Origin of the sequence: Pseudomonas sp. TWR1-1-3, from assembly GCF_049896805.1 — a bacterium.
GTDB lineage: Bacteria > Pseudomonadota > Gammaproteobacteria > Pseudomonadales > Pseudomonadaceae > Aquipseudomonas > Aquipseudomonas bubulae.
Genome location: NZ_JAFCUZ010000003.1, coordinates 51,030 through 63,224, shown reverse-complemented (window position 1 = coordinate 63,224; position 12,195 = coordinate 51,030). Strand labels below are relative to the sequence as shown.

General features: G+C 59.5%; 11 protein-coding genes. All 11 read right to left on the bottom strand.

The window, feature by feature from the left end; translation table 11 throughout:
• Positions 1–13: 13 nt before the first annotated feature.
• Entirely contained in the window at positions 14–1,846 is a 1,833-nt protein-coding gene (locus tag ACP7BE_RS13095; RefSeq protein WP_095019490.1) for a S9 family peptidase, read from the bottom strand.
• On the bottom strand, positions 1,812–2,957 hold the full coding sequence (gene pqqE, locus ACP7BE_RS13090; RefSeq protein ID WP_153327691.1) for a pyrroloquinoline quinone biosynthesis protein PqqE: 1,146 nt from the start codon (positions 2,955–2,957) through the stop codon (positions 1,812–1,814). The genes ACP7BE_RS13095 and pqqE overlap by 35 nt, the downstream gene beginning before the upstream one ends.
• On the bottom strand, positions 2,950–3,225 hold the full coding sequence (gene pqqD / locus ACP7BE_RS13085) for a pyrroloquinoline quinone biosynthesis peptide chaperone PqqD (protein WP_094999919.1): 276 nt from the start codon (positions 3,223–3,225) through the stop codon (positions 2,950–2,952). The genes pqqE and pqqD overlap by 8 nt, the downstream gene beginning before the upstream one ends.
• Positions 3,222–3,974: a pyrroloquinoline-quinone synthase PqqC gene (gene pqqC / locus ACP7BE_RS13080; protein WP_016782463.1), complete on the bottom strand. Its 753-nt coding sequence runs from the start codon at positions 3,972–3,974 to the stop codon at positions 3,222–3,224. Before pqqC ends, pqqD begins: the two co-directional genes overlap by 4 nt.
• Positions 3,975–4,052: 78 nt before the next feature.
• Positions 4,053–4,964, bottom strand: a complete 912-nt coding sequence (gene pqqB, locus ACP7BE_RS13075; RefSeq protein ID WP_048361138.1) for a pyrroloquinoline quinone biosynthesis protein PqqB — start codon at positions 4,962–4,964, stop codon at positions 4,053–4,055.
• Between the two features lie 82 nt (positions 4,965–5,046).
• The gene (pqqA, locus tag ACP7BE_RS13070) at positions 5,047–5,121 is read right to left on the bottom strand and encodes a pyrroloquinoline quinone precursor peptide PqqA (protein ID WP_003444522.1); all 75 of its coding nucleotides are present in this window, start codon (positions 5,119–5,121) and stop codon (positions 5,047–5,049) included.
• Positions 5,122–5,273: 152 nt separating this feature from the next.
• Positions 5,274–7,712, bottom strand: coding sequence for a pyrroloquinoline quinone biosynthesis protein PqqF (gene pqqF / locus ACP7BE_RS13065; RefSeq protein ID WP_426106120.1), 2,439 nt, complete (start codon positions 7,710–7,712; stop codon positions 5,274–5,276).
• Positions 7,713–7,751: 39 nt separating this feature from the next.
• Positions 7,752–8,546 (bottom strand): carbon-nitrogen hydrolase family protein, encoded by a 795-nt coding sequence (locus tag ACP7BE_RS13060; RefSeq protein WP_095025312.1) that lies wholly within the window; start codon positions 8,544–8,546, stop codon positions 7,752–7,754.
• A 135-nt stretch (positions 8,547–8,681) separates the two neighbouring features.
• Positions 8,682–10,364 carry a flavin monoamine oxidase family protein gene (locus ACP7BE_RS13055; protein ID WP_094999922.1) on the bottom strand — a complete coding sequence of 561 codons (1,683 nt, stop codon included), beginning with the start codon at positions 10,362–10,364 and terminating at the stop codon, positions 8,682–8,684.
• A 150-nt stretch (positions 10,365–10,514) separates the two neighbouring features.
• Complete coding sequence (locus tag ACP7BE_RS13050; RefSeq protein WP_095031829.1) at positions 10,515–10,967, bottom strand: Lrp/AsnC family transcriptional regulator; 453 nt, start codon at positions 10,965–10,967, stop codon at positions 10,515–10,517.
• 32 nt (positions 10,968–10,999) lie between these two features.
• A complete protein-coding gene (locus tag ACP7BE_RS13045; protein WP_426106117.1) occupies positions 11,000–12,166 on the bottom strand; it encodes a Fic family protein in 1,167 nt (388 codons plus the stop codon).
• Positions 12,167–12,195: the final 29 nt, after the last annotated feature.

Genomic DNA, 12,195 nt, shown 5'->3' with positions numbered 1-12,195 from the left:
GCAGCGACTACAGTTATGTATCGGCCTGCATCACCTGGCTATAAAACAACCATTCCTGTTCCAGTGCATGGGCCTGGTTACTGGCCTTGCGAAAGCCGTGGCGTTCGTCCGGGTAGTAATGGGCCTGGGCCGGGATGCCGTTGTATTGCAGGGCCTGGAGCATGTCGCGGGTTTGTTGCGGCACCACTACAGCGTCCAGCTCACCCTGGAAGAAAATAACCGGCACGCTGATCTGGTTGGCGTACAGCAACGGAGTGCGCGCTGCATAGCGTTCAGCGTCGCGCTCCGGATCGCCAATCAGCCAGTCAAGGTAGTCACCTTCAAACTTGTGGGTGGACCGCGTCAGCGCAATCGGGTCGCTGACCCCGTACAGGCTGGCACCCGCCCGGAACACTTTATGGAATGCCAGCGCGCACAAGGTGGTGTAACCCCCCGCGCTGCCGCCACGAATAAACGCACGGCGGGGAGCAATCAGATCTTGTTCGGTGAGATAACTGACCACCGCGCAGGCATCTTCGACATCCACCACGCCCCAATTCAAATGCAAGGCTTGACGATACTCACGGCCATAGCCGGTGCTGCCGCGATAGTTGAGGTCAGCCACGGCAAAGCCGCGCTGGGTCCAGTATTGAATGCGCGGGTCGAGCATCGGGTAACAGGCCGAAGTCGGACCGCCGTGGATAAATACCAGCAGGGGCGGTTTTTTTTCGCCGTTCATAGCCGGGTAGAAAAAACCGTGGGCATGGCCCGTTCCAGAGGGATAACGCAGAGTTCTCGGGCGGCTGATACGTTCGGGGGGCAGCGGTGCAATGCCACCCGCCAGTACCTCGACCTTATGCTCGGCACGGCAGATACGGATCACGGCTGAAGGGCGTATCGGCGATGCTGCGATGCAGTAGATAAATGCCTCATCCAATGCCAGGCTGCGAAAATGGCTGTAGTCACCGGTGAAGTCTTCGAGGTTGCCGTCAGCTGTGCGGATGCCCAGTCGCCCGAAGCCGTCCTCGGTCCAACTGGCCAGATAGGCCTGCTCTCCCAGTGGCACAAAGGTGCTGGTGCCCAGTTGCCAAGGGGCCGGGGCGTGATCGGCGCGCGCGCTGGGCGCGGGTACCAGGCCTTCGCCAGACTCGGCCCAGGGCTGCCAGAAACCTGCGCGGTCGGTCAGGCAATGGAGCCGGTTATGTTCGTCGAAACGCGGCTGTTGCAGCGATTCCTCATCAAGATCACCGGCCAGGCACTGCGCGGTGTTCCAGCGCCCGGCGGTTTGGCCTTCGGCCAGCATCAGACGGGTAGAGGTCCACGGTTGGTGTGGGCGGCTCCATTCGACCCAGGCCAGGCGCTGGCCGTCAGGGCTCAGCGCCGGTGCGCCGTAGAAGTCGGCACCTTCAGCCAGGATCTGACGTTCAAGGGTGTCCAGGTCGATGCTTACCAGTCGGTGTTGGTCGCCGGTTTCTTCGACTGCCAGCACCTGCCCGCCGGCAAACTGCACGCCGCCGTAGCGGCATTCACCCTGGGTCAGTGCCTGCGGGGCGCTACCTTCCAGAGGTTGCAGATACAGCTGCTGATCGGTTTCGTTGACGAACACCACGGCGTTATCGCTCAGGCAAAACCCGCCACCGCCGTACTCATAGACCCGGCTGCGTGCGCTGAAACCGGCGGGCGTCAGGCAGTGGGCCTGGCCATCGCGCCAGTGCCAGATGCGCGAGGCCGCATCCTGTGGACGATATTCGTTCCAGAACAGGCCTTGAGGGCCGACTCGCAATTCTGCGAAATCAACCCCGGCGGCTACGGCGAGTGCGGCGCTGAAGGGCTCAGCTTTTGGCGATAAGACGTGAGTTTCGTTCATTTCGGAAGGCCAATTGTTCGATGGTCTGGGTGGCGTGCTCGGCTTCTTCGCGCGCCTTGAGAATCAGGTTGTGTTGGGGCGATTTGCTGCACACCGGGTCCGCATTGCTGGCGTCCCCGGTGAGCATAAAGGCCTGGCAACGGCAGCCGCCGAAGTCCTTTTCTTTCTCGTCGCACGAGCGGCAGGGCTCGGGCATCCAGTCATAACCACGAAAACGGTTGAAGCCAAACGAGTCGTACCAGATGTGCTGCATGCTGTGGTCACGCACATTGGGGAACTCGACCGGCATTTGTCGGGCACCATGACACGGCAGGGCCGTGCCGTCAGGTGTGACGGTCAAAAAGATGCTGCCCCAGCCGTTCATGCAGGCTTTTGGGCGTTCTTCGTAATAGTCCGGCGTCACGAAGATCAGCTTGCAGGGGTGACCCTCTGCTTCCAGTTTGGCCCGGTATTCGTTGGTGATGCGCTCAGCCCGTACCAGTTGCTCCTTGGTCGGCAGCAGGCCGACACGGTTGAGCTGGGCCCAGCCGTAGAACTGACAGGTGGCCAGCTCAACAAAGTCGGCTTCAAGGGCGATGCACAGCTCGATGATGCGGTCGATTTTGTCGATGTTGTGCCGATGGGTGACGAAGTTCAGCACCATCGGGTAGCCGTGGGCCTTGACGGCCCTGGCCATTTCGAGCTTTTGCGCGAAGGCCTTTTTCGAGCCGGCCAGCAGGTTGTTGACCTGCTCGTCGCTGGCCTGGAAGCTGATCTGGATATGGTCCAGCCCGGCTTTTTTGAAGTCGCTGATCTTTTGCTCGGTCAGGCCGATGCCCGAGGTGATCAAGTTGGTATAGAAACCCAGCTTGCGCGCTTCGCCAATCAACTCGGCCAGATCCTGGCGCACCAGTGGCTCGCCACCGGAGAACCCCAGTTGCGCTGCACCCATCTCCCGCGCCTCGCGAAACACCTTGATCCACTGTTCGGTGCTCAGTTCTTTGCCCTGCTGGGCGAAGTCCAGCGGGTTGGAGCAATACGGACATTGTAACGGGCAGCGGTAGGTCAATTCAGCCAGCAGCCACAGCGGCAGGCCGACTTCAGGCTTGGGCGGGATACGGCTGTCAGGCAAGTTCGATCCAGTGCTCTGCACGAGCGACCTCCATAAATTGCTCGATATCTGCGCCGAGCTCGGGTACGCCGGGGAACTGTTTGTCCAGTTCGCCAATAATGGCCGCGACGTCGCGCTGGCCGTCGATCAGGCCGCCGATCAGGGCCGCGCTGTCATTGAGCTTGATCATGCCTTCGGGGTACAGCAACACATGGCCTTTTTGCGCGGGCTCGTACTGGTAACGATAGCCGGTGCGCCAGGTCGGGATTTTGCTGCGATCGAAGCTCATAGGGTGATTCCTTTGTGCCAGACACGTTGGCTGGTCACGCTGTGATAGGGCGGGCGGTCCAGCTCGTAGGCCATGGTCATGGCATCGAGCATGCTCCACAGGATATCGAGTTTGAACTGCAGGATTTCCAGCATGCGCTGCTGGCCTTCATAAGTAGTGTAGTGCTGCAGGGTGATTGCCAGCCCGTGCTCCACGTCGCGTCGGGCCTGGCCCAACCGGGTGCGGAAGTATTCGTAGCCGGCGGGGTCGATCCACGGGTAATGCTGGGGCCAGCTGTCCAGGCGCGACTGATGGATTTGCGGCGCAAACATTTCGGTCAGCGAGCTGCTGGCGGCTTCTTCCCATGTAGCGCGGCGGGCGAAGTTGACGTAGGCATCCACGGCAAAACGAACGCCGGGCAGGACCAGCTCTTGAGAGCGCAGTTGATCCGGGTCCAGGCCAACCGCTTGACCGAGGCGCAGCCAGGCTTCGATGCCGCCGTCTTCACCGGGCGCGCCGTCGTGGTCGATCATGCGTTGAATCCACTCGCGGCGCACTTCACGGTCAGGGCAGTTGGCCAGGATCGCGGCATCCTTAAGCGGGATATTGACCTGGTAGTAGTAACGGTTGGCGACCCAGCCCTGGATCTGCTCGCGAGTCGCGCGGCCTTCGTACATTGCCACCTGATAGGGGTGGTAGATGTGGTAATACGCGCCTTTGGCCCGCAGGGCGGCCTCGAATTCGGCGGTAGAGAGTGGGGCTTGGGTCATCTGGTGCCTCCAAAAAAATGTGATGCCTTTGTAGCAGCTGCCGAAGGCTGCGTTCGGCAGCTGCTACAGATTCAGCTTTTACAATTCGATGCTCATGCCATCAAAGGCCACTTCAACCCCCCGGCGTACCAGTTCGGCACGCTCGGCGGAGTCTTCGTCGAGAATCGGGTTGGTGTTGTTGATGTGGATAAGCACTTTGCGCTGCTCGGGCAGTTGCTCAAGCACTTCGAGCATGCCACCGGGGCCGTTTTGCGCCAGATGGCCCATTTCCCGGCCGGTACGGGTGCCTACGCCGCGGCGCTGCATTTCGTCGTCGTCCCACATGGTGCCATCCACCAGCAGGCAGTCACTGCCCGCCATGATTTCCAGCAACGGCGCGTCAACCTTGCCCAGGCCTGGGGCATAGAACAATTTACCGCCGGTGCGCAGGTCTTCAACGATCAGGCCGATATTGTCGCCCGGGTGCGGGTCGAAGCGATGCGGCGAATACGGCGGCGCGGCACTGCGCAGGGGCAGCGGGCTGAAACGCAGGTTGGGGCAGGCCGGGATGGTGAACGAACCTTCCAGCTCGATGCGGTTCCAGTTCAGGCCACCATTCCAGTGCTTGAGCATGGTGAACAGCGGGAAACCGGTGCTCAGGTCTTCGTGGACCATGTCAGTGCACCAGACTTCGTGGGGGCAGCCTTCGCGCAGGCTCAGCAGGCCGGTGGTGTGGTCGATCTGGCTGTCCATCAGAATGATGGCGCTGATCCCGGTATCACGCAGGGCACGGCCCGGTTGCATCGGGGCGAAGTCCTGGAGTTGCGCGCGAATGTCGGGCGAGGTGTTGCACAGCACCCAGTTCACGCCGTCGTCGGAGATCGCAATCGACGATTGGGTACGTGCCTTGGCGTTTAACGAACCATCACGAAAACCCGCGCAGTTGACGCAGTTGCAGTTCCACTGCGGGAAACCACCGCCAGCGGCGGAACCTAGAATCTGGACAAACATGGCGTGTTCTCTTGCAAATCTGGAAATAAAAACGCCCCGGCGAACCGAGGCGTTGGGTTGCTCTGCTCAGTGAAGAAGCAGATCAACGGCTAGCGAAGTACATGGTGACTTCAAAGCCAATACGCAGGTCGGTGTAAGCAGGTTTAGTCCAAGCCATAACATGACTCCTTCAGCGGGTGGGTGAGTAGTGTCTCTTGATTAGTCCAGCTCCCGAAGGAGATGTTCAAAAGCTTAGGTGGCTATGTTACTAAATTTGACGCTTTTTGAACGCCCAATGTCGAAGAAAGCCCTTTGCAGGGTTGGTAATTATCAGCTTCTTCCTGGATAAAACGTTTCAGTTACAGGACCGGTAGCCACACATAACCAGCGGCTGTCAGGTTGTGTGGTTTGCAGTGCAGCCTTGAGTGTAGTGTTTTGATCCAGCGCCATAAGCGCAGTGTAGAGGGCTGCCAGGTAATCCGACGGGTGGCCTGCCAGCTTGCTTTGCCATAGCAATTCGCTGGCCTGTGACACGCCCAGGGCCTCACTTGAGAATTGCTGTGCCAGGGCGGCGCGGGCCTGGGTGAAAGATGTTTCATCCAGTGCCGAGACCAGATTTGGCAAATCTACGAGGAAGTTACGGATGTGCTCAAAGATTTGTGCCGTGCTCGCGTGGGGCGATTGCACACCAAACAGCAGGCCGGTTTGGCCATTGATTTGGCGCAAGCCACTGAACACCGCGTATCCCAATTGCAGTTCAACCCGCAGGCGTTGATAGAAAGGGGTTTGCGCCACTTGGGCAAGCAGACGCCAGGCAGCTTCGCCCGCCACTGTGGCCTCGGCGGCCGGGCAAAACAGCAGCAGTGCGTGTTCGCTGGAATCACAGGGTACTGTGTGCCAATGGCGCTCGACAGGATGCCCGGACTGAAGCGTCAGTTGCGCATCCGGGGTACCAGGCACCTTGTTCAGCACGGGGCCAATCAAGGCCTGTGTGGCAGATGGCAGGCCGACTGCCAGCCCGTCCCAGCGTGTTTCTGACCAATTGTGGGCCCCGTCACTTGCGCCAGCGGGCGGGCACAGTTCGGGCAGGCGCTTGAGCAGTTGGCGAATGGGCATCAACGTCGCCTCAGGGGGCGTGCCGGCTGATAGCCCGGTGCACGGGCTGGCGAGCGTACGCAGGGCGCTTTCCAGAATGGCGGGCATCGGCTCGTGGTAACCGTACATCTTCAGCAGCCAGTCATTGCCCAAAGCGTTGAGCGAAAGTTCGACACCAGCGTCACGAGCATCCTGGATCAACGGGCGCAGGCTGTTCTGCAGCGCAGGCATCGGGTTGTCGGCAGATGTAGCGGGCAAACGCCAGCGCAGGTAAATCGCTGCTTCGCCGCTGAGGTTGGGTATTGCCGTGCTGAAACTCATGGCAGACACGTCGCGGCGACTGCGCAAACGATCCTGGGCAAAGGTGCGCAAACCACGGTGAGCGCTGGTTTGCCCGCGAATCAGGCCGGCACTCACCGGCTCCTTCGCTGCTTGCAGAAATGGATTGGGCGCTGGCAGTTGCCAGGCATGGTGCGATAACTGCATTGCCCCTGGCTGCAGCTGCCCCAGCACGACCTTGAGGGTTGTTACGCCTTGATCCGATAAGCCGGGCACATGTTGCTTGCAGTCACTTCGAGCAAGCTCCAGTGCGCCACTGATGTCTTGCTGGCGTTGTTGCAGCAGACAGAACTCTTCACGTAACGCAGGCCAGTCCTGTTGTGCGCGGAAGAACCCCAGCCAGTCATGGAAGGTGTCACTGATTAGCGTGGCATGTTGGGCAATGGCGTTGGTTGCAGTGAACTCAATCTGTAGCAGTGCCTGGTCTTTGAAACAGTAGAGCGACGTGGCCTTAAGGGTGTCGATCAGTTGCTGCTGGCGTAACTGTGCGAACAGACCGCCGGCTTTGTCGGCATTGATCCAGTTGCACAGGAACTCCAGCGCCTTGTCAGACTCCGGCGGCAGCTGTTCCAGGGCAAACATCAGGCTCAGGCGCGAGCCGTCAATGTGTTGATAATGTCGCTGCTGACCGGTCATCAAGGCGGGTGCATCGGCCTGTTGCACGGCTTTGCCGGGGCGCAACACAGCGCTGCAGCGCTCGGCCAGGGTGCTCAGTTCACGGATTGCCGACGGGCCGCTCAGGCTCAAGGTCATTTGTCCGGCCTGATAAAAGGTCTGGTAGAAACCTTTCAGGGCTTGCTGAAAACCCGCGCGAGGTACTGGCAGGCTATAACGGTTACCGGCATGGAATGCGCGCAGTGGATGGGCCGGGTTCAATGGCTGGAACAGTTTGATCTCACGCTGTGCCGAAGGCTCACGGGCCCAGGCAATAAATTCGGCATGTAGCACTTCACGTTCGCGCAGTTGGTCAGGCAGAGTCATGCGCGGATGGGCGAGCATGTCGCACAAGCGTTCAAGACCCCCTTCGAAAGCACCCATTGGCAGTTCGAAAAAGAAGTCGGTATGTCGCTCGCAGGTTCTGGCATTGACCTGACCGCCGTGGCGCTGTACCCAGGCCATCAGGTTGTCTGCCGCTGGGAAGCGTGCGGTGCCCAGAAACAGCAAGTGTTCAAGGAAGTGCGCCAGGCCCGGCCAGGCCGCAGGCACATCATGGCTGCCTGCGGCGACCCTTAAAACGGCCGCGCAGCGCTTGAGGCGCGGCTCGTGGCGCACGCAGAGGGTCAGGCCGTTTTCAAGGGTCAGACGTTGGGTGTGAGGGTGGTTCAGCGCAGGCATGGGCACTTCCGGAACAGAGAAGCGCTCATGCTAGCGGATTTAGCCCTTGCTCAGCTCGCCATATAGCTCGGGCCGACGGTCTGCGAGGTAAAAGTTGCCGGTTTTTGCATCAGTCAGCTGTTGGCGTTGCAACGTTGCCACCAGCAGGGTCTCATCCTGTTCGGCCAGGGCAATCTGCTTGCCGTTGGGTGCGGCGATGCTGCTTTGGCCGCAGTAATGGATCTCGCCTTCATGGCCACAGTAGTTGGCGTAGGCTACATAGCAGTGGTTTTCGAAAGCGCGGCAACGCACGGTGACATCGGCGATGAACTCGAAGGGCACCATATTCGCGGTGGGTACCACAATCACTTCAGCTCCGGCCAAGGCCAGCCTGCGGGTGTTTTCCGGAAACTCGAGGTCGTAGCAGATCAGCAGGCCGAGCTTCCAGCCGTTGAGTTCAATGACCGGGAATGAGTCGGGGCCCTGGCTGAACATCGAGTGATCGAGTTCGCCGAACAGGTGAGTCTTGCGGTAGTTGCACAGACTTTTGCCGTGTGCGTCGATCAACTGTGCACTGTTGTAGATATGTCCGTCTGCCCCGCGCTCGGGGTAGCCGTACACAATGGCCATGCCCGTGGCTTTGGCCAGTTTGGCAATTTGCTGTGCGGCGTCGCCGTCGTGGGCTTGTGCGAGTTCGGCTACGGCTTGCGCGCCGATGTTGTAGCCGGTGAGGAACATTTCGGGCAACACCAGCAGGTCAATGTTATCGGCTTGCTGGGCTGTTTCACGCAAACGCTGCAGATTGCCCGCAACATCCAAGGGCAGAGGCGGGCATTGGTAAAGGGCAATGCGCATGGGGTTCTCCTGGTGTTGACTGTTGGTGTGGGAGCGGGCGTGCTCGCGATGGCATCCACCCGATATGCCTGATGCACCGCGTTGCCTGAATCGCGAGCAAGCCCGCTCCCACTGGAATCAATTCACCCTGCGGGGTCAATCCGGCAGCGCAATCGGGCCAATGTCGTGGAACACATCTCCCGGCCCCGGGTTGGCCGCATGGGTGCTGCCGCCAAAGTGATGCATGATGCCCCAGACCGCGTTCAATGAAGTCTGCACCGCGCCCTCAACCCAGGCCGGGGTCCACGACACGTCATCGCCGGCAATAAAGATCCCGCGTTGTTCTGCGGGCATGTCCTGTTGCATGAAGTGCGCATACATACGCTGGTTGTAGCGGTAATGCCCCGGCAGTGCACCCTTGAAGGCGCCCAGGAAATGCGGGTCTGCCTCCCATGAAATGGTGATCGGGTCGCCGATGATGCGGCTGGCGATATCCACCTTCGGATAAATCTTTTTCAGCGAGTCGAGGGCCAGCTTCACGCGCTTTTCCACAGGGTGCGGGAGCATTTTCAGCGCATCGCTCATCCACGAGTACGACAGGCATATCACCCCCGGCTTGTCGTCGCCGTTGTCGAACAGGTAGGTGCCACGGGTCAGGCGATCGGTGAGGGTCATGCTCATCAGGTCGCGGCCGGTTTCCGGGTCTTTGTCCTTCCAGAACGGGCGGTCGACCATGACAAAGGTTTTCGATGATTGCATGTAGCGCGTACGGTCAAGGGCCATCCACAGTTTCTGTGAGAACAGCGACTCTTCGCATTCGATCTGGGTGGTCAGTAGCCAGCTTTGACATGTGACCAGCACGGCTTCGTAGGGGCGTGTGACACCGAGAATGTCAGTGACGGAAAACATCCCATCCTGTGTGCGTGAGATCGCCTTGACCCCGGTGCGAGGCGCGCCGTTGTGCAGCGAACTCAGGCTGGTGCCTGTAGGCCAATGGGCACAGCGTTCGGGGGCGTGGCGCCAGATTCCCAGTGGCACTTGCTCGACACCGCCAACGACCAGATGCTGATGGTCGTCGCAGTTGGTCATCACCACCCGGAAGATTTCCAGCATCGAGTTGGGGAAGTCCGAATCCCATCCGCCAGTACCGAAACCCACCTGGCCAAACACTTCGCGGTGCTGGAATGACAGTTTGGCAAAGGCCTTGGAGGTCGCGACGAAGTCGTAGAACGTGCGGTCGTCCCACAGAGGAACCAGCGTGTTCCACAGTTCTTTGAGGCGAGGGACGTCGCGGTCACGGATGGCTTGCTGAATATCGCCAAAGCGCGAACCTTCCTCCAGCGCATCGGCCCAGGCGTCGGCCACTTCCTGAAACAGGGCAGGCAGATCCGCCAGTTTTTGTGCGTAGAAGGTTTGGCCTTCGAGGTCGATAACCGTACTGCCGGAAGCTGGGGTCAGCGGGTTGGGGAAGGGTTTGGTCTCCAGCCCCAGCTTGTCGACATAGTGGTAAAACGCTGTTGAAGACACCGGAAAGCGCATGCCGCCGAGCTCGGCAATCACCCCTTCACTGCCCTCAAAGGCTTGCGAGCGCAGGCGCCCACCCATTTTCGAGGCTTCATATACCACGGGTTTGAGGCCCAGCTTCATCAACTCGTAGGCCGCCACCATCCCGGCCATGCCAGCACCGACAATCGCTACCTCAGCGCCAAGTTTATGTGTGGGAATACTGCCCAGGCCAGCGGGGTGTTCGATCCAGTCATCGAAGGCAAACGGGAAGTCCGGGCCGAAGATGGTGACGGGTTTTTTACCGTCGACAGGGTGACGATTATTCTTGTTCATGGCTGACCTTGCTGGCGACCCAAGCTTTACCTTGAGTATAGAAAAAGACAGGCACCATGATAGGCAGCGCAGAACACGTAAATAAGACGCAAACTGTCGTCGTTATGACTTTTATTTAGTCAATATGACGAAGCGGCTAGTCGATATGACTTATCCGCGATCAACTTTGCTGCTGAGGATGATTGAGGTGGTGGTTTTCTCGACGCCTTCGACACTGCCGATCTGATCGAGCAACTGGTCCAGCTGCTCGGGTGAATCGCTGCGCAGCCAAGCCACGTAATCGAATTCGCCACTGACTGCGCACAGTTGCTGCACCTGGACCATCGCACTCAAGCGTCGCACCACGTCCTTGCCGGAGCGTGGCTGCACGGTAATCCCGACATAGGCCTGCAGGCCGCCATCAATCAGGCGCTGGCCCAAGCGAACCCCGTAGCCGGTAATCACCCCGGTTTTCTCCAGCCGCGCCAGGCGTGATGTCACGGTGGTGCGGGCAATCCCCAATTGGCGTGCCAGCATTGCCACGCTTTCCCGGGCATTGAGCTGCAAGGCCGCGATCAATTGACGGTCGATTTCATCCAGTGCAGGGGGGCGGGTGTCAGGCAAGGGTGGCTCCAGGGGCTGCGTGATGGTTGGTCTTAGTCGAGTTTGCTACTCAGTGTCTGGTCACCTTGGAGGCTGACGCCGTACTGAATTTGGTAGCGTGTGCTGCGCCCACTGCCAGGCAGGCGAGTGATGCAGCCTTTCGCAAGCAGGTCACCCAGGTGGCGGGTCGCGGTAGCCTTGGAGACTTTGGTCACGGCTTGGTATTGAGCGGCGTTTATACCGTTCTCGAAGCCGCGTTCGCCACCGTCGAGCAGGTGGTTCAGCACCTTGAGCTGTTCGGCTAGCAGGGCCTGGTTGCGGTGTAGTTGCCAGAAACGGGCCTTGCTCAATACTCGTTCAATCCGGGCAAGGGCCTGCTCCAGGCTTTTAAGCAGCGTGGCTAGAAACCACTGCAACCATGGAGTGATATCCAGTGTGCCTTTCTGGCTGGACTCCAGAATTCGGTAATAACCGGTGCGGTCATCAAGAATGCTGGCTGACATGGCATAGAAGCGGATGGATTGCTGCTCACTCTGGGCCAATGCCAAATCGGTGAGCGTGCGAGTGAGGCGGCCGTTGCCGTCATCGAACGGATGCAAGGTAACGAACCAAAAGTGGGCAATGCCAGCACGTAGTAAAGGATCAAGGCTGACATCGATTCTGCTGCTCTCGAACCAAGTGAGGAAGTCGCCCAGTTGCTCTTCCAGCCCGGCACGTGGTGGTGCTTCAAAATGCACGGTGGGGTGGTGGAGGGGCCCGGATACTACCTGCATGGGATCTTCGCCGCGCAGCGTGCCAGTGTGCAGTGGGCGGGCCAACAGCTTGTCCTCGCCGGGGAACAGCCAGCAGTGCCACTTATAGAGGCGTTCAAGATCCAGCAAGCGTTGATTCGCACTTGTGGCATCGAACAACAATTGTGCCAAGCCTTCGGAGCGTGCAGTTGTGCGACCTGTTCCGGTCAGCCCCATGCGGCGAGCCAGGGATGAACGTACAGAGCCTGCATTCAGCTGTTCGCCCTCAATGGCTGATGAGGTAACGATGTTTTGCAGCATGGTGTCCAGGCTGTTGAGCGCTTCATTATCACTTCCGACAGCGCCAATCATCCCCAGCAAACGGCCCTGAGCCTGGGTACAGGCACGCAATAGCGGGTTAAGCATCTCAGCTTGCCAGCTAAAGTTTGGCCAGCCGGGCTGTTGCCAGATCCAGGGGGAATCGTTCATGGGCTTTACTCGTCTATGAGCCGATTAAC

What these genes read in the sequence shown, in the direction of transcription:
- ACP7BE_RS13045 (WP_426106117.1), bottom strand. Translation starts at nt 12,166, where the DNA reads ATGAACGATTCCCCCTGGATCTGGCAACAGCCCGGCTGGCCAAACTTT.
- ACP7BE_RS13060 (WP_095025312.1), bottom strand. Translation starts at nt 8,546, where the DNA reads ATGCGCATTGCCCTTTACCAATGCCCGCCTCTGCCCTTGGATGTTGCG.
- pqqB (WP_048361138.1), bottom strand. Translation starts at nt 4,964, where the DNA reads ATGTTTGTCCAGATTCTAGGTTCCGCCGCTGGCGGTGGTTTCCCGCAG.
- ACP7BE_RS13055 (WP_094999922.1), bottom strand. Translation starts at nt 10,364, where the DNA reads ATGAACAAGAATAATCGTCACCCTGTCGACGGTAAAAAACCCGTCACC.
- pqqC (WP_016782463.1), bottom strand. Translation starts at nt 3,974, where the DNA reads ATGACCCAAGCCCCACTCTCTACCGCCGAATTCGAGGCCGCCCTGCGG.
- ACP7BE_RS13095 (WP_095019490.1), bottom strand. Translation starts at nt 1,846, where the DNA reads ATGAACGAAACTCACGTCTTATCGCCAAAAGCTGAGCCCTTCAGCGCC.
- pqqF (WP_426106120.1), bottom strand. Translation starts at nt 7,712, where the DNA reads ATGCCTGCGCTGAACCACCCTCACACCCAACGTCTGACCCTTGAAAAC.
- pqqD (WP_094999919.1), bottom strand. Translation starts at nt 3,225, where the DNA reads ATGAGCTTCGATCGCAGCAAAATCCCGACCTGGCGCACCGGCTATCGT.